Source organism: Rectinema subterraneum, from assembly GCA_009768935.1.
In the GTDB taxonomy this organism is placed as follows: Bacteria; Spirochaetota; Spirochaetia; order Treponematales; family Rectinemataceae; genus Rectinema; species Rectinema subterraneum.
Genome location: WESA01000021.1, coordinates 17,958 through 43,753 on the forward strand (window position 1 = coordinate 17,958; position 25,796 = coordinate 43,753).

The 25,796-nt window shown below is 52.2% G+C and carries 23 protein-coding genes and 1 other RNA gene; 14 read left to right on the forward strand and 10 right to left on the reverse strand.

The window, feature by feature from the left end; translation table 11 throughout:
- The first annotated feature begins 4 nt into the window (after nt 1-4).
- The 4 genes from GAP13_RS06850 (at nt 5) to GAP13_RS06865 (ending at nt 4,973) form a co-directional block, all read left to right on the forward strand.
- Nucleotides 5-1,330, forward strand: a complete 1,326-nt coding sequence (locus GAP13_RS06850; protein ID WP_158907534.1) for an ABC transporter permease — start codon at nt 5-7, stop codon at nt 1,328-1,330.
- Nucleotides 1,331-1,346: 16 nt separating this feature from the next.
- Nucleotides 1,347-2,144: an outer membrane lipoprotein-sorting protein gene (locus tag GAP13_RS06855; protein WP_158907536.1), complete on the forward strand. Its 798-nt coding sequence runs from the start codon at nt 1,347-1,349 to the stop codon at nt 2,142-2,144.
- Between the two features lie 10 nt (nt 2,145-2,154).
- Nucleotides 2,155-3,630 (forward strand): hypothetical protein, encoded by a 1,476-nt coding sequence (locus GAP13_RS06860; RefSeq protein ID WP_158907538.1) that lies wholly within the window; start codon nt 2,155-2,157, stop codon nt 3,628-3,630.
- 128 nt (nt 3,631-3,758) lie between these two features.
- Entirely contained in the window at nt 3,759-4,973 is a 1,215-nt protein-coding gene (locus GAP13_RS06865) for an FprA family A-type flavoprotein (RefSeq protein ID WP_158907540.1), read from the forward strand.
- A gap of 44 nt (nt 4,974-5,017) precedes the next feature.
- On the opposite strand, the gene GAP13_RS06870 is transcribed toward GAP13_RS06865, so the two are convergent.
- The gene (locus GAP13_RS06870; RefSeq protein WP_158907542.1) at nt 5,018-5,164 is read right to left on the reverse strand and encodes a hypothetical protein; all 147 of its coding nucleotides are present in this window, start codon (nt 5,162-5,164) and stop codon (nt 5,018-5,020) included.
- Nucleotides 5,165-5,172: 8 nt separating this feature from the next.
- On the reverse strand, nt 5,173-6,327 hold the full coding sequence (locus tag GAP13_RS06875) for a sodium ion-translocating decarboxylase subunit beta (protein WP_241864306.1): 1,155 nt from the start codon (nt 6,325-6,327) through the stop codon (nt 5,173-5,175).
- Between the two features lie 203 nt (nt 6,328-6,530).
- Here GAP13_RS06875 and mnmA point away from each other — a divergent pair, with 203 nt between their 5' ends.
- The gene (mnmA, locus tag GAP13_RS06880; RefSeq protein WP_241864307.1) at nt 6,531-7,649 is read left to right on the forward strand and encodes a tRNA 2-thiouridine(34) synthase MnmA; all 1,119 of its coding nucleotides are present in this window, start codon (nt 6,531-6,533) and stop codon (nt 7,647-7,649) included.
- Nucleotides 7,650-7,773: 124 nt separating this feature from the next.
- Nucleotides 7,774-8,130: a transfer-messenger RNA gene (gene ssrA / locus GAP13_RS06885) on the forward strand.
- 16 nt (nt 8,131-8,146) lie between these two features.
- Here ssrA and GAP13_RS06890 read toward each other — a convergent pair.
- The 4 genes from GAP13_RS06890 to GAP13_RS06905 all read right to left on the reverse strand — a co-directional run bounded on the left by GAP13_RS06890 (nt 8,147) and on the right by GAP13_RS06905 (nt 12,617).
- Nucleotides 8,147-9,112, reverse strand: coding sequence for a zinc-dependent alcohol dehydrogenase (locus tag GAP13_RS06890; protein WP_158907546.1), 966 nt, complete (start codon nt 9,110-9,112; stop codon nt 8,147-8,149).
- Between the two features lie 11 nt (nt 9,113-9,123).
- Entirely contained in the window at nt 9,124-10,062 is a 939-nt protein-coding gene (locus tag GAP13_RS06895) for an ABC transporter permease (RefSeq protein ID WP_158907548.1), read from the reverse strand.
- Nucleotides 10,059-11,594, reverse strand: coding sequence for a sugar ABC transporter ATP-binding protein (locus tag GAP13_RS06900; RefSeq protein WP_158907550.1), 1,536 nt, complete (start codon nt 11,592-11,594; stop codon nt 10,059-10,061). Before GAP13_RS06900 ends, GAP13_RS06895 begins: the two co-directional genes overlap by 4 nt.
- 129 nt (nt 11,595-11,723) lie before the next feature.
- Nucleotides 11,724-12,617: a substrate-binding domain-containing protein gene (locus GAP13_RS06905; RefSeq protein WP_158907552.1), complete on the reverse strand. Its 894-nt coding sequence runs from the start codon at nt 12,615-12,617 to the stop codon at nt 11,724-11,726.
- A gap of 269 nt (nt 12,618-12,886) precedes the next feature.
- Here GAP13_RS06905 and GAP13_RS06910 point away from each other — a divergent pair, with 269 nt between their 5' ends.
- The 5 genes from GAP13_RS06910 to GAP13_RS06930 are packed head-to-tail and all read left to right on the forward strand — an operon-like array spanning nt 12,887 to nt 18,842.
- The gene (locus GAP13_RS06910) at nt 12,887-13,936 is read left to right on the forward strand and encodes a LacI family DNA-binding transcriptional regulator (protein ID WP_158907554.1); all 1,050 of its coding nucleotides are present in this window, start codon (nt 12,887-12,889) and stop codon (nt 13,934-13,936) included.
- A gap of 25 nt (nt 13,937-13,961) precedes the next feature.
- Complete coding sequence (locus GAP13_RS06915; protein ID WP_158907556.1) at nt 13,962-15,155, forward strand: hypothetical protein; 1,194 nt, start codon at nt 13,962-13,964, stop codon at nt 15,153-15,155.
- Nucleotides 15,156-15,175: 20 nt separating this feature from the next.
- On the forward strand, nt 15,176-16,429 hold the full coding sequence (locus GAP13_RS06920; protein ID WP_158907558.1) for an aldose epimerase family protein: 1,254 nt from the start codon (nt 15,176-15,178) through the stop codon (nt 16,427-16,429).
- The gene (locus tag GAP13_RS06925; RefSeq protein WP_158907560.1) at nt 16,426-17,295 is read left to right on the forward strand and encodes an L-ribulose-5-phosphate 3-epimerase; all 870 of its coding nucleotides are present in this window, start codon (nt 16,426-16,428) and stop codon (nt 17,293-17,295) included. The genes GAP13_RS06920 and GAP13_RS06925 overlap by 4 nt, the downstream gene beginning before the upstream one ends.
- A gap of 2 nt (nt 17,296-17,297) precedes the next feature.
- The gene (locus GAP13_RS06930) at nt 17,298-18,842 is read left to right on the forward strand and encodes an FGGY-family carbohydrate kinase (protein WP_158907562.1); all 1,545 of its coding nucleotides are present in this window, start codon (nt 17,298-17,300) and stop codon (nt 18,840-18,842) included.
- On the opposite strand, the gene aroE is transcribed toward GAP13_RS06930, so the two are convergent.
- The gene (gene aroE / locus GAP13_RS06935; RefSeq protein WP_158907564.1) at nt 18,805-19,665 is read right to left on the reverse strand and encodes a shikimate dehydrogenase; all 861 of its coding nucleotides are present in this window, start codon (nt 19,663-19,665) and stop codon (nt 18,805-18,807) included. The genes GAP13_RS06930 and aroE overlap by 38 nt on opposite strands.
- A gap of 198 nt (nt 19,666-19,863) precedes the next feature.
- On the opposite strand from aroE, the gene GAP13_RS06940 reads away from it, so the two are divergent.
- Nucleotides 19,864-20,508, forward strand: a complete 645-nt coding sequence (locus GAP13_RS06940) for an LOG family protein (RefSeq protein ID WP_241864308.1) — start codon at nt 19,864-19,866, stop codon at nt 20,506-20,508.
- Between the two features lie 68 nt (nt 20,509-20,576).
- On the opposite strand, the gene GAP13_RS06945 is transcribed toward GAP13_RS06940, so the two are convergent.
- The 3 genes from GAP13_RS06945 to GAP13_RS06955 all read right to left on the reverse strand — a co-directional run bounded on the left by GAP13_RS06945 (nt 20,577) and on the right by GAP13_RS06955 (nt 24,366).
- Nucleotides 20,577-22,025: a nicotinate phosphoribosyltransferase gene (locus tag GAP13_RS06945; RefSeq protein WP_158907566.1), complete on the reverse strand. Its 1,449-nt coding sequence runs from the start codon at nt 22,023-22,025 to the stop codon at nt 20,577-20,579.
- Between the two features lie 36 nt (nt 22,026-22,061).
- Entirely contained in the window at nt 22,062-22,685 is a 624-nt protein-coding gene (gene pncA, locus GAP13_RS06950) for a bifunctional nicotinamidase/pyrazinamidase (protein ID WP_158907568.1), read from the reverse strand.
- Between the two features lie 112 nt (nt 22,686-22,797).
- Nucleotides 22,798-24,366, reverse strand: coding sequence for a hypothetical protein (locus tag GAP13_RS06955; RefSeq protein WP_158907570.1), 1,569 nt, complete (start codon nt 24,364-24,366; stop codon nt 22,798-22,800).
- Between the two features lie 96 nt (nt 24,367-24,462).
- On the opposite strand from GAP13_RS06955, the gene GAP13_RS06960 reads away from it, so the two are divergent.
- Together GAP13_RS06960 and GAP13_RS06965 are read left to right on the forward strand one after the other, a co-directional pair.
- Nucleotides 24,463-24,693 (forward strand): glutaredoxin family protein, encoded by a 231-nt coding sequence (locus GAP13_RS06960; RefSeq protein ID WP_158907572.1) that lies wholly within the window; start codon nt 24,463-24,465, stop codon nt 24,691-24,693.
- 102 nt (nt 24,694-24,795) lie between these two features.
- Nucleotides 24,796-25,796 (forward strand): hypothetical protein (locus GAP13_RS06965; RefSeq protein ID WP_158907574.1); only part of this gene is annotated, 1,001 nt, incomplete at its 3' end.

Sequence of the window (25,796 nt, forward strand, 5' to 3'; positions counted from 1 at the left end):
TACTATGAATATGGTTCTACCGCGCATTGCGGCGCGCAATCTTCTCAGGCAGAAAAAGCGGACAATTCTACTTGCGGGGGCCATCGCGTTCGGCATCATGATTGTCACGCTCATCAATGGTTTTGCTGGCTCCTTCATCCAGAATGTTTCCGAGAACTTCGCATATCTCATGGGTGGACATGTATTCGTGAGCGGCTCGGAATATACCCCCTCGGGCAAGCGCATCTCTGTAATCCGCGATGATTCCGTCATTATGAAAGCCCTGGAGGATTCAGGGCAGAAATGGGCGAGCATTGCGAAAACCAGCCAGGCGACTGCCTCCCTTATCTTTGAAGGAAAGAGCGTTAGTCAGAACCTGACTGGAATCGACATCACGCATTCCAAAATGCTGAAAGAGCGACTTGTGCTCGTCAAAGGCAGTTGGGAAGATGCAAGCCAGCCTGATGCAATCATTATTTCCCAGAGCGTCGCGAACAAGCTCAACGTACTGCCCGGCGACAAGATTGTCGCCCAGCTCCAGACCGTGACAGGGCAAAACAATGTCGGAGAATTCAGGGTGGCTGCCATTTCCGTGGACTCGAGCATTATCGGCTCGAGAATGACCTATGTGCAGCTTGAGTATCTCAACAACCTCATCGGACTTGGCAAGGGCGAATACATGTCGCTTGGCATCATGCTGGACAGGCTCGATCTCTCGGATGGATTCGCGACGTCTCTCTACACTTCCATGAAAGGAAACGGAATTCAGCTTTTTGACAGAAATGCAAAGCAGGAAAGCACCTCGACAACGCCTTTCCAGGCAATGATCAGCGAGCAGAACAGCGAAACCTGGAGCGGCACGAAATACCGTGTCTATACAATCGACGATGTGCTTTCGCAAGCGCGCCAAATAGTGGTCGCCCTCGATACCGCGAGCGTGGCAATTCTCATCGTGCTGTTTGCCATTGTTATGATCGGCATTTCCAATACCTTCCGCATGTCGATGTACGAACGTATCCGCGAAATCGGAACAATGCGAGCAGTCGGCGTCCAGCGCGGAGAAATACGGGCGATGTTCCTGTACGAAGCTCTTTTCCTTGCGCTTGCTGGGGCGATAGCGGGCATCGTGCTTGCGCTTGTCATTATGGGAATTCTCGGCTTGTTCAGCTTCGATCCACAGTCGGCAATATTCCTTATTCTCAAGCGCGGACACCTGTCGTTCTATCTGCCGCCGCTGCGGGCCATAGGCAATATCGCAATTATCGCAGTGCTCACGCTGGTTGCAGTGTATGCGCCGGCCAATGCAGCAGCCAAGCTTGCGCCGGCCGAAGCGCTCAGAACAGTCAAATAACACAAGGAGTCAATAGATGAATGTTTTTTTCAGGAAACGAAATCCAAAATTTGTAAAAGCCGCCTCTCTGGCTGTGATGATGCTGGCCGGGTTGCTGGCAGCGGTGCCGACAGTCTTTGCCCAGGCAAAGCCAGATCCAGTCGCACTGCTCAAGGAATTGGATCAGCTCAGCGATTTTTCAGGAAAAGATTTTTCTGCGGTATTTACTATCGTCACCCAGAAGCCTGGCGAGAAGGACAGCGTGACGCAGGCGCGCATTTTCCGCCGCGACACAAAAAAGCAGTTCCTTATTCTCATTCTCCTGCCCGAAGTGAACAAAGGCCAGGGCTACCTCCGCGAGGAGGACAATGTCTGGTTCTATGATCCGACGAGCCGCAAGTTCTCGCACTCTTCGGTAAAAGAAAATCTCCAGAATACAAAAGCGAAAAACAGCGACTTCACGCTGAGTTCCTTTGCTGATGATTATGCGGTCACCAGCATGACGGAAGGAACGCTGGGCAAATTCCCCGTCTGGATCCTCGACTTGAAAGCGAAAACAAACGAGGTCTCCTATGAGCGCGTAGTTCTGTACATTCGTAAGGATCGAACGATGCTCCTAAAGCGCGAGGATTATTCGGTGAACGGCAGGCTTATGCGCACCACCGCCTATCCGAAATATATCGAGCTCGATGGCAAGCTTCTGTCGACGCAGATACTCATTCTCGATGAAATCAACAAGGGCGAGAAGAGCCAGATCACAATGGCTGAGCAGTCGGTTGCCCCCTTGCCGGACAAGGTCTTCACCAAGGCCTTCCTCGAGCAGGTGAGCAGATAGGGAGGCAGATATGACAAAGCGCTTTATCGCAATAGCAGGCATAGTCCTTTTTTTGAGCATGGCGGTTCAATTTGTTTCAGCGCAGGAAGGCGGCACGGATCTCGATTCGCTGTTTGGCGAGGAAGTTGTAGTACCAGAGAATCCCGCTGGTCAGACAGCTCAGCCAGATCAGACCGGCCAGGGAGGCTCGGCGATCGCAGCCAACCCCTTACAAGGGCTCTTAAAAACTGAAGCTGTCAGGATTGGCGGCTCGATCACCGGCACCGTCGGCATTTCGGGTACCTGGAATGATCCGTGGACAAAGGGCTTTGATATCACCGCTCCTGATGCGCAGCAGCTATCGCCAGCCTTGAGCAGCCTCGTCTATTTCGATGCGCGGCCCGACGAGGAATTCAGGGTGTATGGATCTGTCAAGACTGCATGGCCATTTTCGAGCAAATACAGTGTTTTGAACTCGGCCACCCTTGTGAACAGCACAACATTGTCGACAACAAGCACTTCGATCACTGTCCCCGATGTGAGCATCTTCGAACTTTTCTCGGATTTTCAGCTTGGGGACAAAGCCTATTTCCGGTTTGGCAAGGCGACAGTCAAATGGGGTGTGGGCTACTTTTTCAGCCCGGCGGATATCATCAACCTCGAGCAGATTAACCTTTTCGACCCGACAGCCCAACGCGAAGGACCGCTTCAGTTCCGTGTGCTCATGCCCTTTGGCCCGAGCCAGAACACCGTAAGCTTCTATACAATTTTCGATACATCAAACCCGGATTTTTCGACGACAGCGCTGGCCGGCAAAGCCGAATTTGTGCTCGGCCGCTATGAGCTCGGTGTGAGCGGTTACTATCGCGACGATACCGCGGAGCGCGCGGCACTCACACTGACAGGCCCCTTGGGGAAATTCGATGTCTTTGCAGAGGGCGTCATTTCAAGAGGAAGCCCAAAGACATTCTATTCTTTCTCGACGAGTGCGCCGTATTACAGCACATCTGCATCCAAAGACCATCGCACAACTCTTTATCCTTCCGCAACCGCGGGCTTTCTCTACAATGACCAGAACAACAACATCACCGCTATCGCACAATATTACTATAATGGAGAAGGTTACGCCGACAGCGAAAGAAGCAGCTCAATTTCAGCGCTCAATGCCTTGCTCTCCATGCCCCTTCCTGATGCAACAAAAACTGCGCTGACGGGCCTCAGCAAGCTCTTTGCGTATGGTTCAGGCAGGCATTATGGCGCAGCCAGCATCTCATTCTCGGAAATCGGTGGCAGCGATTTTTCAGCCTCTTTGCTGGGGCTTGCGAATTTTTCTGATTTGTCCGGCCTTGTCCAGCCAAGCGTAAGCTGGCAGGTTGCCGACAGACTTAAGCTGACCGGCTCTGCTCTTTTCTTCTTTGGCGCAAGCGATACAGAGTATGGCATTCTCAGGCCGAATAACCCGATGACGCTCAGCTTGTCGCTTTCAGCAGGTACGGGCAATTTTTGATGCCTAGTGGAATGCCGAGGGCGCTTTTGATATAGTAGTTTCAAAGGAAATGGTCAAATTCTGTGCCGGCACGGCCGCTGCTGGACTTTGCCCTGCAGCCGCGGCTGGCACAAAAGAGAGGATATGCCATGAAAGTACATTCCATAACGCCTCGCATCTATGCAATCCATGCGGATATCAGAAGCGATGATCTTTTCGAAGGCATCTGGCCCATACCATATGGAGTATCGCTCAATTCGTATCTTGTGAAAGGCGAAAAAATCGCCCTCATCGACCTCGTGCGCGACTGGGTTGGCGCCCCTGGAGAGCTCGCCGGCCAGCTTGCGGCTGCCAGAACTAGCCTCAGCGACATCGATTATCTCATTCTCAACCACCTCGAGCCTGACCATACCGGCTGGCTCGGTGAATTCCTCGAGATCAACAAAAAAGCTATCATCCTCGCCACAGCCAAAGGCATCGAACTTGTGAACAACTTTTATTTCGAACATGAGCGAGTGCGGGCTGTCAAAAATGGAGAAACCCTGGATTTGGGTGCTGGCCAAGTTCTTCAATTCTTCGAAACGCCCAATGTGCACTGGCCCGAAACCATGATGACATGGGCACTAGATGGCGGCGTGCTATTTTCCTGCGATGGATTTGGAAGCTTCGGCGCCCTTGGAGACCGCGTCTTCGACGATGAGTTCTCTGCAGAAGAGCACGAGTTTTTCGAAGCTGAATCGCTTCGGTATTATGCCAATATCGTCGCAAGTTTCGGCCTTTTCGTGAAGCGCGCTGTCGACAAGCTTTCGAATCTTCAGATAAAGGTGGTTGCACCCAGCCATGGCATTATCTGGAGAGAACACCCCGAGATGATCATTGAGCGATATCTCCGCTACGCCGATTACCTCGAGGGCTCAAGAGAAAAAGAAATCGCCATTGTGTGGGGATCCATGTACGGCAACACGGAAAACGGCCTCCAGCACGTCATCGAAGGTATTGAAGAAGAACAGGTTCCCTATACGATCCATCGCGTGCCGAATGATAATGTCTCATGGGTTCTGGCAGATGCATACAAAAGCGAAGGCATCGTAATCGCCATGCCTACTTACGAGTACAAAATGTTCCCGCCGATGGCCTATGTGCTCGATATTTTCGAACGAAAGCATGTATGGTACCGCAAAGCCCTGCGTATCGGAAGTTTCGGCTGGGTTGGCGGCGCAAAAAAAGAATACGAAGCGAAAATTGCACAGCTCAAATGGGATTCCCTCGAGCCTGTTGAATGGGCCGGCGCCCCCGATGAAGAAACTGCTGAGCTCTTGCGCGAACGGGGCCGAGAGCTTGCCCGACTTGTCAAAGGGGCATAAAAAGGCGCTCACGCAGGTCGCGCAGGATCCGCGCCCCTCGTTGCTCAGCGCTTCCCAAAACGATCGGCGGCCACTATCAGCACAAAGAAGAATGCAATTGTCGCAAAAACCCCTATAAGGCCGCCCGCTGACACACCAATTGCCTGAACAGCGGGGCTTGCATTCTTGAGTGTCTCTATAAGATTTTCCATATTCTCCCCTACTTCACCAGAAGCGGCACAAGCGCCAAAACCAGACCGCCTGCAATAATCGATCCGAGCTGACCTGAAACATTCGCGCCAATGGCCTGCATAAGGATAATGTTGCCACGCTCCTCGTCGTTTGCCATTTTCTGGATGACGCGCGCGGACATCGGGAAAGCGGAAATGCCACAGGCTCCAATCATCGGGTTGATCTTGCGCTCGTGCGGCAGGAACAGATTGACGAACTTCGCGAACAGCACGCCGCCCGCCGTGTCGAATACAAACGCCACAAGCCCCATCGCGAGAATAAGAAGAGTCTGCCAGTTCAGGAACTTTTCAGCTGACATGCTGCCGCCGATGGTGATTCCCAAAAGGAGCGTCACCAGATAGGCAAGCTCATTCTGGGCGAACTGAGAAAGCCGCTCCAGGACTCCAGATTCACGGATAAGATTGCCAAACATGAGCGAGCCGACAAGCGGCACTGAAATCGGCGCGACAATACCCGCTGTCATCGTTACAACAATCGGAAACAAAATCCTGAGCCAGTGGGGCGCCGGCTTTTCATGCAATGCCATATGGATGCCCCGTTCCTGCTTTGTCGTAAGAAGCCTGATGACCGGCGGCTGGATGATAGGCACGAGCGACATATAGGAATATGCCGCAACCGAAATTGGTGCAAGATAATCGCGGGCAAACTTGTTCGCCACATAGATGGCTGTTGGCCCGTCCGCCGCCCCGATGATGCCTATGGACGCCGCAGTTTTCAGATCGAAGCCGAGCAATGTTGCGATGATCATTGTCGCAAAGATGCCGAATTGCGCGGCTGCCCCAAAAAAAATCATGAGGGGATTGCGGAACAGCGGCCCGAAGTCGATCATCGCCCCCACCGCAATAAAAATCAGCAAAGGAAAGAGCTCATTTGCAATTCCTGCATCATACAGGATGTGCAGGAATCCTGGCACACCCTCATGTTCCCATGCAATTGCGAGCGGCAGATTGACGAGGATCGAGCCAAAACCAATCGGCAGAAGGAGCATGGGCTCGTACTGCTTTTTTATTGCGAGCCATATGAGCAGTCCGCCGATGCCATACATGACCAGCATTTTCCAGGTAATCGAAGTAAAGCCGATAAATACATCCTGCATGGATTGAATGTACTCTACAGCGGCCATCCAGGACAAGAATACAACAGGAAGGGACAATAGCTGCAAATCTCAACAAGGGCGGAAAGGCTTCGCTTCGCTTCGATTCTTTACACAAGGTTAAGAACACTATTGAAAGGGCCCCGCCGCGGGCGGTATATCCGCAGTAAAGCGCGCTGGATTAATTGCTGCCTTTATAGTAAAGTGGCTGCGCTATGGAAGCTATGGAAGCTATGAAAGCTATAAACACCGCGATTGTCGCCGTTGGCCTTTCAGGCGGAGTGGATTCTTCGCTTGCGGCATATCTCCTTAAAGAACAAGGATATGCAGTCATAGGCCTTACGATGAAAATATGGAAAGGCGCCTATAAGATTCAAGAAGATCTCAAGCATGCGTGTTTCGGCCCTGGTGAGGAGGAAGACATCGCCGCGTGCGAGCGGCTGTGCGCCCGGCTCGATATTCCCTATCATGTCATCGATTTGTCTGAAGAATATGAGCGCTTTGTCATCGAATACTTCAGGAAAGAATATCTCGTCGGAAGAACGCCGAACCCTTGCATCATCTGCAACCGCGAGATCAAATTTGGCTTTCTCATTGAACGCGCGCACCAGGCGGGCCTCGAATTCGATTATTTTGCGACTGGGCATTATGTTCGCAAAGCGACCATTGATGGCATCACCTACCTCAAGACAGCGCGCGATGCAGGCAAAGACCAGAGCTACTTCCTTTATGGACTCGATTCCGAGCGCCTATCGCACATCATGTTTCCGCTTGGCGAAATGACAAAAGAGCAGACGCGTGCAGCTGCGCGCACCCACGGGCTCGAAGTCGCCGAAAAGCCCGAGAGCCAGGATTTCGTAGGAGGCGGCGATTACGCGCCGCTTTTCGAAAATGATAAGCCCGAAGCCGGCGATATTGTTGATATAAAAGGCAATGTGCTGGGGCGGCACCGCGGACTGCCCTTCTACACAATTGGCCAGCGGCGCGGGCTCGGAATTTCCATAGGAACAGAGCCGCTCTACGTCCTCGCCCTCGATGCAAAACTGAACCGCGTCATTGTTGGCCATGGGAAAGGCCTTTTCTCTTCGGGCCTCATTTCGAATTCATTCAGGCTGCAGAATCCCTGTGATTTGGGCAAATCCTTTGCTTGCCGAGTAAAAATTCGCCAGAACCACAAGCCCGCACCAGCGACTGTCCTCGTGCAATCCAATGGCGAAGCGCGCATCGAATTCGAAATTCCCCAGAGAGCCGTTGCGCCCGGACAATCCGCAGTGCTCTACTCGGATGACGGGCTTGTGCTTGGCGGCGGAATTATCGATGAGGCAATCCCTGACGAGGACATTGAAGAATAACAGCGTGCTGCATTCAGGCTGAGCGCCGGAATATAGAAAAACAACAGCGCGCTGCCTTCGGCATTCAAGATTTCAGCCTTGATTTTTCGAATGAGTTCAAGTATTTTATGGTATTGAGCATCATGGGGGTGCACTGGTTTCGACCTGTGCGGTTCGTGGTGTGCGCTGCAGGTGGAGTGGCTACTCTCCTCAAAGTGGCAAAACCTTTAAGTGCCAACAACAACGGCGCTTTCGCTCTCGCTGCGTAAGTAGCAGGCGACGGACACCATAGCGGGCTGTCTCCGACGCTATGGAGGTCTGTAACACTCGGGGGCTTACCTTGGGGCTGGTCCGGAAGTTCCGAGGGACATCAAACCGGAATACGGAGCCGGACGCGCGCCAATCCACTCGCCGGATCCCGACAATATACCGATTGGCTAAACCTGTAGACGCGTGCATTGCACGCCCGGGGACGGGGGTTCAATTCCCCCCACCTCCATATTGCCGGCCATATGCATCTACGAGAACAATATCGCGCCCTTCATGTATCCGTCGCGGCGCTCGAGCGCCGTGGTGAAAATCTCTTTCGCCTGCTCAACCGGAGCCCAATGCGTTATCAGCTTCTCGTTCGAAAAAGTGCCTGCGATCATAAGATCGATCGTGCGCTGGAAGAGATCGCTAAAATGCGAATTCACTCCCGGCTGGATATTCAAAATGCGCCATGCATTGATGTGCCATGCATCGAGATCGAACTCATGCATATGATGGTGCCATGCGAAATTCTCGATAATGGCACCGGTCTTTGCGACGGCAAGCGCGAGCTGCATCGATGAAGGCTTCCCAGCGGTTTCTATTATTACGTCGAAATGTTTTCGATAATCTTCAGGGATGGCATCCCCTTCGATTTTAACCGTGCGAGTCACTCCGAATTCGCGAGCTAAGCTAAGCCTTTTTTCATCCACATCGAAGGCGACAACCTCGCGCGCCAGGGTCTTTGCAAGCCCTTGCGCAAAAATGAGCCCCATATAGCCAGCCCCGACAAGTGCGACCGAATCACCTGGCTGGATTCCCGCATACACAAGGCCATTTACAATGCAGACAACTGGCTCAACAACCCAATACTTGAGCGGTATCGGATTTTCGGGGATAACTGTCGCCTTGTCTTCCGTGCGAATCGCATGGCGAGCCATGAGGGCTCCGCCTGGCGTGCCGATAGGTACTTCATGGCAGGCAACGCGCTGGCCGACCTTGATCGATGCGACATTGTCGCCAACCTTTATCACTCGCCCCACCCCTTCGTGCCCTGCTGCAAAAGGATATGGATGGAATTTTCCGAATTTGCCCGCAAATGCAAGTACATCCCAGCTGCACATGCCGCATATTTCCATTTCCACAAGCACTTCATGAGCTTTCGGCTCCGGGATTTCCATTTTCCTCAGCTCGATCGACCGTTCTCCCAGATACCAGAGCGCTTCTGTCTTCATTGCATGCCTCCTCAATCTTCTTTGGCCCGCAATTGATCGAGCCATACTGCGCCGATGATGATGAGCCCTTTCACAACTTGCTGAAAATATGGCGAAATACCCAGCAGATTCATGCCGTTATTGATAACGCCGATAAGCAGCGAGCCGATGAATGTGCCCCACACACTGCCACGCCCGCCATTCAGGCTCGCTCCGCCAATGACCACCGCAGCGATGACATCCAGTTCGTAGCCAGTTCCAGCAACAGGCTCGGCGGAATTCAGCCTCGATGTGAGAATAAGCGCGCTGAAACCTGCGGTGGCTCCCGAAATGACGTACACCAACGTCTTGTAAAAATTCGAATTGATACCCGAAAGCCGCACTGTCTCTTCATTGCCGCCGATCGCATAGGTATACCTGCCCAGTTTTGTCTGCGTGAGTACAATATACGCGATTATTACTATGACTAAAAAAATAATGATCGGAATCGGCAGCCCAAGGACATAGCCGCCGCCAATCAGGCGGAATGCGGGAGAAAAACCGGAAATGGGATAGCCCTTTGTATAGATGAGCGTAAGCCCTCGCGCGATGCTCATCATGCCAAGGGTGACAACAAATGGTGTGATTCTGGCCTTGGTGATGAAAATACCGCTCGCAAAGCCGCAGGCAATTCCCACACCGAGCGTGGCGATAATAACAAGGATTATTGGATTGCCCGCCTTGAGCATTCCTGCGCAAATTGCTCCCGACACGCCAAGAACCGACCCGACTGAAAGATCAATTCCGCCTGTGAGAATGACAAAGGTCATCCCGACTGCCATTATGCCGTAAATCGATGTCTGCCGGATCACATTGATTATGTTGTTTACTGTTAAGAACACAGGAGAAAAAATGGAAAGGACAACCAGAATAATGAAAAAGGCAAGAATGATGCCATAATTTTTCAACGTCTCGACGAATTTTACTTTCATGATTCAGCTCCTGCCTCAAGCGGTGTTTGTTGGCTGGCGTTCTCCCGAAGGCCAAGCGCATATTCCATTACAGTCTCGCTGTCTGCTTCATCCCTGCGAAATTCTTTGACAATTCTGCCGCCGAAGACGACCTCGATCCGGTCGCTCATATTGAGGACTTCCGGCAATTCAGAAGAAACCATGACCACACCTGCCCCGTCTTTTGCAAGGTTCTGCATCAGTTTATAGATTTCGACCTTCGCACCGACATCGATGCCTCGGGTGGGCTCATCGAAGATGTACACTTTGCAATTGTGCAAAAACCATTTCGCGAGAATTACCTTCTGTTGGTTGCCTCCGGACAGATAGCGCACGAGCTGTCTGGCGGAAGGTGTCTTGATATTCATTGTCTCGATCATTTTCCCTACAAGGGCGCTCAATTTTTTCTGTTTCAGAAAACCGAAAACGGATTCCTTGTCGAGAATTGTCATCGTGGCATTGTCCTGAACTGATAAGCCCAGCACGAGCCCCTGGTGTTTTCTCTCCTCTGGAATAAGGCCGATGCCTTTTCTGACTGCATCGCACACACCGCGAATATGTTCTTCTTTGCCATCGATATAGATTCTGCCAGCATCCTTTTTCATGCGGCCATAGATTGTCTGCATTATTTCGGTGCGGCCGGCGCCGACCAGGCCGGTAAATCCGACAATTTCGCCTTTGCGCACGCTGAATGAAACATCAGTACAGTAGCCCTTTTTGCTCAAGCCTTCGATGCGCAGCACCTCTTCGCCGATTGGTATGGATATTTTGGGATACTGCTCGGTGAGCGTCCGCCCAACCATATGTTTGATTATCTCGGCGGTAGTGAGTTCGGCCAAGGGTTTTGTCAGTATTTTTTCGCCGTCTCGCAATATTGTAACACGCTCAGCAACTTTGGGAATTTCTTCCAGCCTGTGAGATATGTAGATGATCGACACTTCGCTTTTCTTGAGATTGTGGATAATTTCAAAGAGCTTGTCCACTTCGTTCCCGGTGAGGGGCGCAGTTGGTTCATCCATGACAAGAATATCGGATTTGAGAGAAAGAGCTTTCGCGATTTCCACAACTTGCTGATATGCGGGGCTCAGCATGTAAACCTTTGTTCTGGGATTGATATCGACATTGAAGGGCTTAAGAAGCGTATGTACATCGCTGTACATTTTTTTCCAGTCGATAAAACCCCCGGGAAGCATAGGCTCCCTTCCAATAAAAATATTTTCGGCAACGGAAAGCTGGCGAATAAGATTCAGCTCTTGATAAATAACCGACACGCCTGCATTGATCATCGCCTTGATACCGCGCGTCGTAATCTTTTTTCCTTTCAGCCAGATTTCACCTTCGTCTGCGCGATACAGCCCGGACAATATCTTCATCAGTGTCGATTTCCCGGCTCCGTTTTCGCCTACCAATGCATGGACCTCTCCTTTTTTGAGATCGAAATCCACGGATTTCAAGGCCTGGACTCCCGGAAAAGACTTGCTTATGCCCTTCATGGAAAGCACAATGTCATCCATATGTTCGCCTTTTGCTCGCGATTTTAGAAAAAGGGCCGGCCTGTTCAGCCGGCCCTCCAGAGAGGCTTCGTATGCAATTTCTCAGGCGCCTCTCGATCAGCCGCTCATTCCGAAATTGCCGTCATGTCCTTATTTGGTTACGGGCAGAGGGCTGATAAATACCACTTTCTGCGGCGGATTCACATTATTCTTGATCTTGTTGACAAGCGCTTCCAGTGCCATCGCGGCCTGTTTGCCGGGGAACTGGTCGATCGTCGCATTCAGTTTGCCTTCTTTCATATAGGTGAAGGCATCGGTCGTCGCATCGAATCCAATCGTAACCTTTGTTGCCGGCTTAATGCCTGCTGCAAGCATTGCCTCGATCGCACCGATGATCATCTCGTCGTTCGCACCGAATACGGCGTCGAATTTTGGATACACCTGCATGAGGTTTTCCATTACGGACTGCGCTTTGGAGCGGGTGAAATCCGCGGTCTGGGAGACAAGGATCTTGACATTCGAAGCCTTCATCACCTCGTCGAACCCTTTCTTGCGGTCGATTGCAGCGGATGATCCCGGTGTCCCTTCGAGCTCGATGACAGTTCCCTTGTTGCCGAGTTTTTCGATAATGAACCGGGCTGCTGCGCGGCCGCCTTCCACATTGTCGGCGCCCACATGGATGAGAACTTTGTCTGTGTTCGCTTTGCGGTCTACAGTGGCGACAGGAATACCAGCTTTCACCGCGGCTTCAATCGCCGGAACAAGAGAATCCTCTGTCATTGGCGATATGAGAATTCCATCGACCTTCTGGGAAATGAATGTTTCTATGGCTGCCATTTGCTTGTCCGAAGCATTCTGCGCATCGATAAAGTTTATCTTTACGCCGAGCTTTGCGGCAGCTGCTTCAGCTTCCTGCTTCATGGTGACGAAGAACGGGAACTGAAGGCCAGGGACTGTCATGCCTATGACAATCTGCTTCTGCGCAAAAACAGAAACAGGAACCAAGGCGATGACCACCAGCGCGACAAGAATAACCTTTTTCATTGTAGCCTCCTGTTTAGAAAAGGTTTGCATTCTGCAATCATATTATCAGGCGATTCTGTCCTGTTGTCAACAAGAAAGCGCAATTTTTTTCATGAAATCATTTGTGCAATCGATTGCAAGAAAAAGATACATAGTTGCCAACTATCCGCATGATATTGAAATTTTTATTTATATAATATGAAATTATTTAATCTTCTGTTCGACCTTGACAACTTGCTAAAAGTGCGATATCGTTTGTGCAATCGTTATCATGAATCGGGGCTGACCATATGCCGTCGTTAAAAGATGTCGCAAGGCTGGCAGGTGTATCGACATCCACCGTATCGCGGGCAATCAACGGAACTATTCCTGTGTCCGAAGAGACTCGCCTGAGAGTCGAAAAAGCAGTCCGCGACATGGGCTACAAACCCAACCTGGTCGCGCAAAGCCTGCGAATCAAAAGTACGAGGCTCCTCGGGCTTGTTGTGCCGGAAATGCAGCATGAAACCTTTATTTCCTTCATCCGCTTTACTGAAGAAGCCGCTGAGGCAAAAGGCTACAATCTCATAATCGGCTCGACTAATTCCGACCCCGACCGGGAAGAGCGGTTCATCGAGAACCTCATCCGGCGCAATATCGATGGCATCATATTCTCCCGCGTTTCCGACAAGAGCCATGTGCTCAAGATTCTCGACAGGACAAAAATTCCGGTCGTCATTATCGACCGCACACTCGAAAGAGAAGATATTCCATCTGTAGTTATGGACAATTACGAAAGCGGCAAGCTGGTTGCAGAGCATCTGCTCTCGCTCGGCCACCGGGCTTTCGCATGCATTACCGGCCCGCTCGACATTGCGATAAATCGCGACAGGCTTGCCGGTTTTCGGGATACTGTGCTGGCAGGTGGCGGGACTCTGGAAGACAAGTGTATCTACGAGGGCAATTTCAAGTTCGAATCGGGCAAAAAAGGTATTGCGTATCTTCTCGACACGGGAGCACGATTCACTGCGCTGTGGGCTCAGAATGACTATATGGCAGTTGGCGTGCTCAACCTGCTTTCTGATCGCGGCATAGCGGTTCCTGGCGAGATTTCCGTCGCCGGGCTCGACAATATCCAGCAATCGTGGATGATGCGACCATCGCTGACCACTGTAGCTCAACCCTTCCGCGAAATGTGCACGCATGCGGTCGATATCATAATCGATCGAGCTGGCAGGGAAGATGACAATAGAGAAAAAATCCGGGTAATGCTCAAGCCGGAACTCATCGTTCGGGAAACAACGGCAAGACCGCCAGAAGGCAGCTTTGCCGCCGAAAGAAAAGAAGTTGAAAGAAAATAATAAGAACTGCACAGGAGGCTATTCTATGGCACATGAAAAACAGCTCGTCGAAAAAGCCTTGAATGAAGGCAATGGCGTATTCAGGCTCGAGCCCGCATGGGTTCCGCGCTCGTTCTGCATCCCCGGCAGGCGCCTCAAACTGCATCCAAATGATTATTATGCGTATGGCGCAAACCGCGGCGGCATCGATGAACGCTGGTTCGCTTCGACTACCAAAGCGGACAACGGCCCTTTGACAACCCCATTCGAAGGCCTTTCGTTTATCTGGGTGGATGAAAAGCAGCATGTGCTCCTGAAAGATGCGATCGAGCTCGCTGGACGCGAAATCCTGGGGGATGCTGTCATGAAAAAGCATGGCGGATGGCGCGCGTATTCGAAATTTTTCGACAATCAGGAACCTCTGCCCCACCATGTGCACCACACCGACAAAATGGCCGCAAATATAGGCCAGATGGGAAAGCCCGAATCCTACTATTTCCCGAAGCAGCTCAACAATCACGGTGGATGGTTCCCCTATACCTTCTTCGGCCTCAACCCGGGCACGACCAGGGAACAGATCAAGCAATGCCTCGCTGACTGGGAGAAAAAGGACAACAATATCCTCGCGCTCTCGCGGGCTTACCTGCTGCAGCCCGGCACTGGTTGGGATGTACCGCCCGGAATCCTGCACGCACCTGGCTCCCTGCTCACCTATGAACCACAGCGCGCTTCTGATGTATTTGCGATGTTCCAGAATATCGTATGGAATTCCTACACACCCAAAGAGCTTTTGCAGAAGGATATTCCCGAGGACAAAAAAGACGACCTCGACTACTATGTAGAGCTTCTGGACTGGGAACTCAACACCGATCCGCTCTTCTACGAGCATCGCTTCATGCCGCCCAAACCCGCCAAGCCTTTGGAAGACATGCGCGCGGAAGGTTATGAGGAGCACGACATTGTCTACAAGTCCGAATATTTTTCGGCCAAAGAATTGACCATTCTTCCGGGGCGCTCGGCGCTCATCAAGGACAAGGGCCCATACGGTGCCATAGTCATTCAGGGACACGGGAAATTCGGCTCGCTCGACATCGAGTCGCCGGCCATGATCCGCTTCGGCCAGATGACACATGACGAGCTCTTTGTCACGGAGCGCGCGGCGCGTGAAGGGGTGCTGATTACCAACACAAGCGACACTGACGACCTCGTCATGCTCAAGCACTTCGGGCCCGAGGCTTAAGGCTTGAAGAAGGAGGCGCCATGATGCATACCGCGGCGGATGTCGAACGCATAGCATATTTTGGCCGGAATTCTGTTCTGCTCAGCAATGAAAAGGTACGCGCGATCGTCGATGATCTTGGCGGCATGATGCCAGAATTCAGTCTTAAAAAAGGGAAAGGCGCAGTGAACGCGCACTGGATACCAGATTTTCGCGGCAATTCTGGGCTGCCCTGGTCCTCGCACGAGCATGGGCAATACTGGAAAGCAAACATTCTCTATATTCTGGCTGGCGACTTCCCCTGCAGCCCGAATTTTGGCCCCGATTGCACAGTGGATGGCGTCGGGCTTCCTGCCCATGGCTGGACAGCGAATGAGCGATGGAATTTAGCGTCTTCAGGCGCCATACAGGATGGCAATGCTGCGTATGCAAAATTCACGCTCGAAAGCCCGGATGTGCGTATGCCGCTTTCCTACACAAAATACGATGTCGTGCAGGCAGGAAAACCGGCATACTACAGCGCCATGACCATAGAGAACCATGGCGATGCTCCCGTCTCCATAAACCTTGCTCGGCACAACACGCTGGGCTCGCCCTTCCTCCAGGCTGGCTGCCGCATCTATGTGAGTGCTGAGCGTTGTATGACCGCACCAAAGGGCACCGAATTCGACGACACTGGCAGGCTTGCGCAGGGCGCTGAGTTCGACAGCCTGCTCAAGGCGCCAGGCCGCGACGGCAAACCGGTCGACCTGAGCATTGTCCCGGGCATGATCGGGTATACCGATTTCGTGACTGGTGCAATCCCTGCACACAAGGCGCTGGGCTGGAGCTGTGTCGTCAATCCGGTTCTGAAGCTCGCCTATGTAACATTTTTCCCTGGGCCACGAGGGCTGCCAAACGATGAAATCGCGCTCGGCTTCAACGACCTCTGGATGCAGTACGGCGGGCGCAATTTTACACCGTGGGCTTTGCACGAAGGCGGTGCAGATCGGACATTCTGTCTCGGCACAGAGAACGCCGTCGGGGCTTTTGCCAATGGCCTTGCGTATTCCCGCGCGCATCCCGAATTGCTCGGGACGCCAACAATGGTGACCATCCCGGCAAAAAGCGCACGTACGCTCAACTACGGAACCGCGCTTGTCGAACTGGAAGATGCATTGGCTGCCGAGGCCATAACCGATATAGAAGCGGAAGGCGACATGCTTGTGCTCAAAACCGCGAGGACCTACCAGCGGGTGTCGCTCGATGCCTCGTTCTCCGGGCTGCGAGAACTCGTATCGCGCCTGCTGAAATGAAACATGAGAGCTCCAGAAACCAATACTCGCTTGGAATATACGAAAAAGCCATGCCTCCATCGCTCATCCTTTCGGAAAAACTGCTGGCTGCGGCGCGGCATGGCTACGATTTTATGGAACTTAGCATCGATGAGAGCGATGAAAAATTAGCTCGCCTCGAAGCGTCAGCTCAGTGGAAGCGCGAGCTAGTAAACGCAGCACAGGACGCTGGCATTCGCATTTTGACCATGTGCCTGTCCGGTCACAGAAAATACCCTATTGGCAGTGCAGACCCGAAAACCCGCGCGCGCGGTATGGAAATCATGGAGGGCGCGATACTTCTGGCTGCAGACCTCGGTATACGAATTATTCAGATTGCCGGTTACGACGCCTATTATGAGCCTTCGACAGAAACGACGCAGGCGCTCTTTGCTGAAAACCTGGCAAAAAGTGTGGCATTCGCGGCACGCTATGGGGTCTGCCTCGCTTTCGAAACAATGGAAACACCTTTTATGAATACTGTAGAAAAAGCGCTCAGGTTTGTGCGGAAAATCGACTCGCCATTTCTGCAGATCTATCCCGATGTCGGCAATGTGACGAATGCGTTTGAAGGCGATATTACGCGCATTTCTCAAGATATCTTGGGCGGCGCAGGGCATTTGGTGGCAGTCCATTTGAAAGAGACGCAGCCCGGTATTTTCCGCGAAATACCGTACGGGAAGGGGCATGTCAATTTCGATACATGCGTTGAAGCGGCATTTTCTGCCGGCGCGCGGATTTTTACCTCGGAATTCTGGTACCAGAAAGGCGCAGATTGGGAGCTCGACATTGGGCGTGCCCACGCATTCCTCAGAAAAAAGCTCGATCGAATCAGTAGCGGAGAATGAATATGCAACACTATTTTCTCGGCATCGACAACGGAGGCACCGTTGCAAAAGCTGCCCTCTTCGATGAAACAGGCGCAGAAATAGCCATCGCATCCGAAACCGTGCCCTTCTCTGCCCCGAAACCCGGCTTTGCCGAGCGCGACATGCTCGAGCTCTGGCAGGCTAATTGCCGAATCATCCGAGAAGTGCTCCAGAAGTCGCGCATTCCTTCAAAGTTGATAGCAGGAGTTGCCTGTACAGGCCATGGCAAAGGGCTCTACCTCTGGGGAAAAAATGAAAGGCCAGCTTACCCCGGCATAGTTTCCACCGACACAAGGGCTTGGGAATACCCCTTGCGCTGGGAGAAAGACGGCACCGCTCAAACCGTCTATGCAAAAACCTTTCAGAAAATACTTGCCTGCCAGCCTGTCTCGCTTGTCGCATGGCTCAAGGACCATGCTTCCGAGGTTATTGAACGCACGAAATGGGTATTCGAAGCCAAGGATTATGTGCGTTTTATGCTGACAGGTGAAGCGTATGCCGAAATCACCGACTATTCCGGATCCGGGCTTTTGAACATCCGCGACCGGAGCTTCGACAGCGCGCTTTTGGAAGCCTATGGCCTTGGCGATTTGTACGACAAACTGCCGCCGCTTGTTCACTCCACAGACCTGTGCGGAAAAATCAGCGCGTCAGCAGCTCAGGCGACGGGGCTTGTCGAAGGAACGCCGGTTGCGGGGGGCATGTTCGATATCGATGCCTGTGCGGTGGCTTCGGGTGTGATCGATGAGCAATATTTCTGTGTCGTCGCCGGCACTTGGAGCATCAATGAATATTTGTCCAGAAGGCCCGTCACCGACGGCAACATCATGATGAACTCGCTTTTCTGCATGCCTGAATATTACCTGATCGAGGAATCGAGCCCCACCTCTGCCGGTAATTACGAATGGTTCATCAATTTCTTTCTGGATAAAGAAAAAAATGAGGCTGCGGAAGCCGGCCTCAGTATTTTCGAGTTCGCAGAGCGCATGGCCCGGCACATCGCGCCAGAAGATTGCGATCTTGTATTCCTGCCATTTCTCTTCGGCTCGAACTATAATCCTGAGGCGCGGGCCTGTTTTGCAGGCTTTTCAGCCCGGCACACGAGGGCGCACATGATTCGCGCTGTGCTCGAAGGAATTGTGTTCAGCCACAAAACGCATATCGACAAACTGCTTGCGACGCGCACGCCTCCGCTTGCTGTGCGTCTCACCGGAGGAGCAGCCAGGTCGAGAGAATGGGTCCAGATGTTCGCCGATGTCATCGGCCTTCCGGTAGAAACGGTTCTTGCATCGGAACCGGGAGCCCTGGGCTGCGCTATGTCGGCCGCAGTCGCAAGCGGCACCTACAGAGATTTGCGCGAAGCAGCCGCGCATATGGTAAAGCTTGGAAGCCGCTTCGAGCCAGATTCCGCCAAAGCTGGAATGTATCTAAAAAAATACAAGCTCTACAAGGATATCGCCGATTCGCTCGATCACTCATGGAAAGGCTTCAGCCCGCAAACTCCTTCGACAGAGCTTCCATCATAACCTCGCGAGGCGCCTCGAGCCCTGTCCACAGCTTGAAGCCTATGACTCCCTGATTGACCAGCATGCCAAGCCCATCGATCGTCTTTGCGCCGCGCGCTTCAGCCTTTTTCAGGAATGCGGTGTGCGGCGGATTGGGGATGACATCGCAGACAACGAGGTCGGGCCGGATTGTCCGATAATCGATGTCCGGCACTGCTTCTATATCCGGGAAAAGGCCGATCGAGGTCGCATTGACCAAGATGTCCGTATCTTCCGGAATTGCAAGCTGCCTGTCCCATAGCAGAAAGTCGGCGTGGCACTGTGTCGCCTCATTCAGTGTCCTCACCAGATCCTCGCCCCTTGTCCTCGTCCGGTTTGCAACCACAATGTGTCCGGCGCCAGCCAGGGCCAGTTCGACCGCAATGGACCGCGCAGCTCCTCCCGCACCAAGGAGAAACACCCTCGAGCCTGCGATGCGCGTACTACCCTGCTCTTTCAGAGAGCGAAGAAAACCCTTGCCATCGGTATTTTCACCGCGAAGCCGGCCATTTTCGGCGACAACCGTATTCACCGCACCAATGAGGCGCGCGTCGCCGGCGATTTCGTCGAGGTACTTCATGACCTCGATTTTATGCGGAATGGTGAGATTGATACCCCGCATGCCGAAGGCCACAAGGCCACGTATCGCATCAGCGAGATTGTCCGGCTTCACCTCGATCGTAAGGTACCGCCAGTTGAGTCCCAGCGCCCGAAAGGCGGCCTCCATCATGACAACCGTAGGATTTTCCGCGACAGGATAACCGAAAACGCCTACGAGCTCTGCTTTGTAATTGCGATTTGGCATATTAACCTCTCTATTATCCTGCTAATATTGTACTGTAGGCTTCTTACTGGCGGAAGCGGGTTTGCATTTGTCTGCGTGCACGCTGCCAAAAGGCGAGCCCGCTGCTATTTGCGCGCCCGCTGTCTCTCGTTGTCGCTTTCCGGCTCGCCATTGCCTGACGGCACTTTTCCGGATACTTTAGTAATGAAAGGAACTCCAATGAGCAAAAACCTGTCGGGAACAGACAGCATGCATACTGCGCCGCGGTCCAGGAAAACTCTTAAAATCTGCGTATTCTGCGGCTCTTCCATGGGAAACAGCCCTGTGTACGCGGATACTGCCGCAAGGTTAGGGCGCACAATTGCTGGTCAAGGGATGACCCTGGTGTATGGAGGCGGCAATGTCGGCCTAATGGGCATCGTCGCCGAATCGGCGATGAAAACCGGGGGAAAGGTAATCGGCATTATACCGGAGCGTCTTTTCGCGCTCGTGGAACAGCAGGAACTGACAGAGCTCCTCGTTGTCAAGGATATGCATGAGAGAAAAGCACTTATGCAGAAAAAAGCAGACGCCTTCATTTCCTTGCCGGGAGGCATAGGAACAATGGAGGAGCTCTTTGAAGTCTGGAGCTGGCGATATATCGGGTACCACCAGAAGCCGGTCGCTTTGCTCAATATCGAGCATTATTACGACCAGCTTCTGAGTTTGCTGCGCCATATGGTGAATGAAGGCTTTCTGCACAAGGAAATCTATGACGATCTCATTGTGGACACGGACATGGATCGCTTGATTGAATCCCTCGTCGCTAAAATCGGCAAAGGAGCAGCCGTGCCTTTTTTTAAAAAACCCGAACGAAGGAGCTGAAAATTCAGCTGACGCAGTTTTCGGATTGCCCCCAGCGCCAATTTGAAACCCAAAAACGCTAGAAATCCTCAGGATTTGGACAGCTTCTGCTTCAAGAAAGCGTTGATGAGCGAGACTTTGAGATCATAGAGCCTGTCGGTAATCGACACCTTGTAGATATGCGGGTTGAGCAGGCGCAGGTATGTCGAATCGAAACTCTTGATACGCTCTTTCATGAATGCCTGACATTCCTTGATATCGGGCAGGTCGAGCACGCGAACGCCATGGTCCATCACTTTAAAAAGAAGCGGCTCAATTCGCGCAGGGACAATTTTCAGCTGGCGCCAGTCAGCGCTCGGGTGGTGGACAATATATTCCGTGCCTTCTTGAATTTCTTCTTCGCTGCAGGAAATAAGATCGAGCCGTGCCGAACCCTTTTCGTCATACATACGCCAGAGGTTTTTGACTCCCGGATTGGTCGATTTTTCGGGATTGTCAGAAAACTTCATGACTGGCCGCTTTTCGCCCTCAGGATCGATCGCCGAGAGTTTATAGACTCCGGTAAATGCTGCTTCATCCCCGCCGGTTACGAGATTCGTTCCGACGCCCCACACATCGATTGGGGCCTTGTCGTCGACGAGGCTTTCAATGATCTCTTCGTTGAGTTCGTTTGAGACAACAATTTTGACATCCTGAAGGCCGGCTTCATCGAGCCTGGATCGGATCATGCGCGAAAGGTAATCGATGTCGCCGGAATCGAGGCGCACGCCGAAACTGAGCCCTTTTTCTTTGAGTTTCTTGCCTGCTTCGATGGCGTTGACGATGCCTGATTCGAGAGAATTGTAGGTATCGATAAGAAAAACCGTATTCTTCGGATAAATGTCGGCATATGCATTAAATGCCTCAAGCTCGGAAGCATAGGACATGACCCAGGAATGAGCCATAGTGCCAAGGACGGGAATGCCATATTCTTTGCCGGCAAGTGTATTCGAGGTTCCGACCGCACCGCCGATAAATGCAGCCCTGCTTGCTGAAAGCGCCCCATCCGCGCCCTGTGCGCGGCGCAAGCCGAATTCCATAATCGCACCGCGCCGTGAAGCATTCCACACGCGTGCAGCTTTTGTGGCAATGAGGCTCTGGAAATTGAGCACATTGAGCACAAGGCCTTCGACAATCTGCGCGGTGATGAGGTCTGCTTCGACGCGAAGGAGCGGTTCCTGCGGGAATACAATCTCTCCTTCGCGGGCAGCATAAATCGTTCCTTTGAAACGAAATGAAGAGAGATATTCGAGGAACTCCTTTTCGAAAAGCCCGAGCGTTGCAAGATAGTCCAGATCTTCTCGGGAGAATGCAAAGTCCTCGAGGGCTTCGATGAGCGTCGCGAGCCCGGCAAAAACCGAATATCCTCCTCCAAACGGATGTCTGCGAAAGAAATAATCGAACACAACAGGCATGGTCATGCGGCGCTTCCAGTATCCTTGCGCCATAGTCAGCTCATAAAAATCAGTGAATAGCGCGCTTTGATAGAGGCAATTCATAGTGTTCCTTTCCTCATTGCTACTTGAGGCTATCTTCTAGATCTTGGCCAGCAGCTCGTGTGTCTTGGCAAACACGCAGCCTGCATCGCGCATCTGCGTTTTTGCTTTGTCGATATCCCCTGGATTTGCATCGATTCCTTTGATTGCATCTTCAACGATGACAACTTTGAACCCGACACGCCGGGCATCGAGTGCGGTTGCCTTTACACAGTAATCTGTTGCAAGCCCGCAAACCAGCACGCGCTGTATGCCAAGCGAAGACAGCAAGCCCGAAAGGCCTGTAGGCGTCACACCATCATTTTCAAAAAATGCAGAATAGCTGTCGAGTTCCTTTCTGGTTCCTTTTCGAATGATGAACCGGGCTTTCCAGCTCTGGAGCGCGGGATGAAAATCGGCACCTTTGGTGCCTGCGACGCAATGGTCGGGCCACAGCACATTCGGAGGCTCAGCACTCGTATCCAGAGAAAAAGGAGGCAGGGACTTTGCAGAGGCAAATGAACAATGATTGAGTGGATGCCAATCTTGAGTCAGCACGCTGATGGGGTAGGCAGCCAGCAGTGAATTTGCTGCTGGAATAATCGCATCACCATCCGGGACGGCAAGCACACCGCCAGGACAAAAATCGTTCTGGATATCAACAACGATTAGTGCACTTTCCACTTCGCATCCTCCTTGTTCATGGTAACGCAATGTCCAGGATTTGAAAACTACCTTTGGATGAATTCGCTTTCCTGAAAGCGCCGAACCAAAAATCGCTTATATGAGGATGACCCTATAGCGCAAAGCTTGCAAAAACGCGTGCATATGGCAGCGATATGATCATTGCTTCCGGATTATATTCAAGCGTCAATGAGCCTTCGAGATGTAAAGGCTCCGTTTTGAGCCCGATCTGAATTTTGCAGGAATAGGTGCGAGACTCTTCTGCATTCATCGGAATCGCAACCGCCAATCGCGAAGAAAATTTTTCAAACAAAAAACTCAGAGAGATCTGCATGCGTCCAAGGAATCTGTCCAAATACGAGATGGCGCGCCCCTGCTGCTCTGGATATTCATAAAAATTTCCGTCCGCCGCATTCTCTTCTGCATTTTCAACTGCATTTTCGGGCTCCGAAGCAGCATTGGCTTTATCCTCCGGCAGTGCAAAAGAGCCTTGAATCGCCAGATTTATGCCATACTGCGGATATGTTTTGCCCGCATGTCTTGTATGCAAATCCATCTGCAGTCTTGCGCGCCAATCCGAAGGTTCAATGGATATCCCTGCTGAAAAAGCTGAATCCAAAACTCCTGGGCTGTTGAATATGTTGAAGCGTCTTTCAGTATTGTTGATTTTGAAATTGATATCGGCTTTGTCCGGCCAATAGCGCAATAGAAGCGGATCGGGATATTGTCCCCATGCAGGCAGGCTGCCTGTTTTTGGCGAGACTGCTCCCTGTTTTGAATATATTCCCGCCCGAAGGCTTACGCTTTTTATTATCGGTGAGCCAGGAAAGACTGCATCGTAATGGGAATAGATCAATGCATCATATGCTGCGACATCGCCGGAAGCGGAAATAAAATCGCCAGCTTCGGCATACGCGAATCCCTCGACGGACGAATTTCCTTTCCGGAACGAAAAATCAAGCCGGGCTGCCGCGCCTTTTGCCCAATCGAGGTCGGCCTGAATTTGCCGGGCGCTCTGAAAATTTGGCAGCATCTGTATTCTTGCTAGAATGCTCGAACTATGGTGGAAATATCCTGCGCTGATTGCTATCCACGGAGACGCATGACGCAATGCAGTTCCTATTTCCTGTTGCGCATCCATCAGGAAGCCTGCTGCAACCGCCAGCCTTCCAGGCCGATCGGCAAGTACATATTGAAATGCAGCATCACTGTACAGAGGTCCTTTTGCGGCAAAAAGCGCCCATTTTCCGGCTCCAACCGAAAGCCCCCATGGGTCATTCACGCTGCCAGGGCTGCTCACAGAAAGCGTCGATGAACCGCGATTTGAAATCGCATCGGCTTTTGCTAGGAAACCAGCAGCATCATTGATTGCAAGCTTTCCTGCGGCAAACTCGGCTCCGGCAATCTTGCCTTTTGCGGCAAAAGCTGATTCCGCAAATACGGATTGTGTTAAGACTTCATTCCTTATAGCGAGCGGAATGGCAGCCTGAATCTGGAACGCTGGCGACAGTTCATACTGGAAATATGTGCGTGTACTGCTTGTCGAGGCGCTTAGCGAAATTCTTCCCCCTAGGCCCAGACACCCCGAGCCACATGTGAACGCAACAACCCATGCTGAAATCAAGCAATATTCTTTGATCCCCACATTTACTAGACGCAAGCAATTGCTTGCCTGCTTCATTTTTTGGCGCTCAATATCTTGACGCACAACTTTATATATATTATTTTTCATATGTAACCACAAACCACAAAAACCTACCACCAAGCAGGAGGAAATATGTCTGTTGCAATCTACACCACACCAAGCTGCGGATACTGCAGGATGGCAAAAGATTGGTTCCGCCAGAATGGCATTCCATTTACCGAATATAATGTCGCTGCAGATATGCGCCGCGCTGAGGAAATGGTGCGGAAGTCCGGACAGATGGGCGTACCTGTTATCGATGTAAATGGCAGAATTATTGTCGGTTTCAATAAACCCGAGATCGAGCGAGCACTGCATCGATGAGAATTTGAGTAGTGCTCTCAACCTTGTGTAAAGACTTGAAGCAAAGATAGTCAGTTTGCGCGAATATCTCTATGACCGCCACTGCGGTCAAGGAGGGTATTCGTGCACTGGTTTGCCTTTTGTCCCAATCCGAACTGTCCCTACCATTACGAGGCACCCGCCTCGTCCTGGGCCTATGCGATTGGCTGGTATGCTACCAAGGCTTTCGGGAAGGTGCGCCGGTTTCGTTGTACGCGCTGCGGAAAAAGCTTTTCCACCCAGACGTACTCGACGCACTACTATCTCAAGCGCATTGTCTCGTACCGGGATGTGCTCTATAGGCTGGTAGGCGGGGAGAGCCTACGGGGGATGAGTCGCGCGCTCGGGTGCTCGCTTTCGCTGCTTACGAATCGTATCGACCGACTGGCTCGCCAGGGTATTGCACTCCACGCCCGGATGCTGCGCGTTCGGCGAGGCAAGGAAGACATCTGTATCGACGGCTTTGTCTCCTTCGACTGCTCGCAGTACTTCCCGAGCGAAATCCCCATTGCGGTGGGACGGACAAGCGGCTTCGTGCTCGATGTCAGTCACTGCACACGAAAACGTTCAGGGAGCATGCGGCAGGACCAGAAGGCGAAGGCACAGGCGCTCTATTCGACGATTCGGCTCGAACGGGGTGGGATCGGCCGGTCATTCAGGGAGGTGCTGGCGACGAGCCTTGCTGTGCAGCCGCCACAGCCTCATAGGCCCTTCGTGCTGATCACCGATGAGAAGCCCGACTATGCGCGCCTCGTGCGGAAGCTTGCAGTCTACTGGGGTGAGGGAGGAGGGCGACTCGTGCACCTGAGGATTTCTTCACACCTGCCACGGACGATCCACAATCCGCTCTTTTCTTCGAACTACACCGATCGCGAGCTCAGAAAGGACCTGGCGAACCACCATCGTGAGAGTGTCTGCTTCAACCGCAATGTCGCAAACGGCATGCTGCGCCTCTGGGCCTACCTTATGTGGCACAACTACTTAAAGCCCTACCGTATCCGCTGGCCGACAGGCCGAAGACCCGCCACCCATGCCGAGGCGAGCGGCATCGATGCAACTGCGCTCGAGAACGTATATAGAAGCTT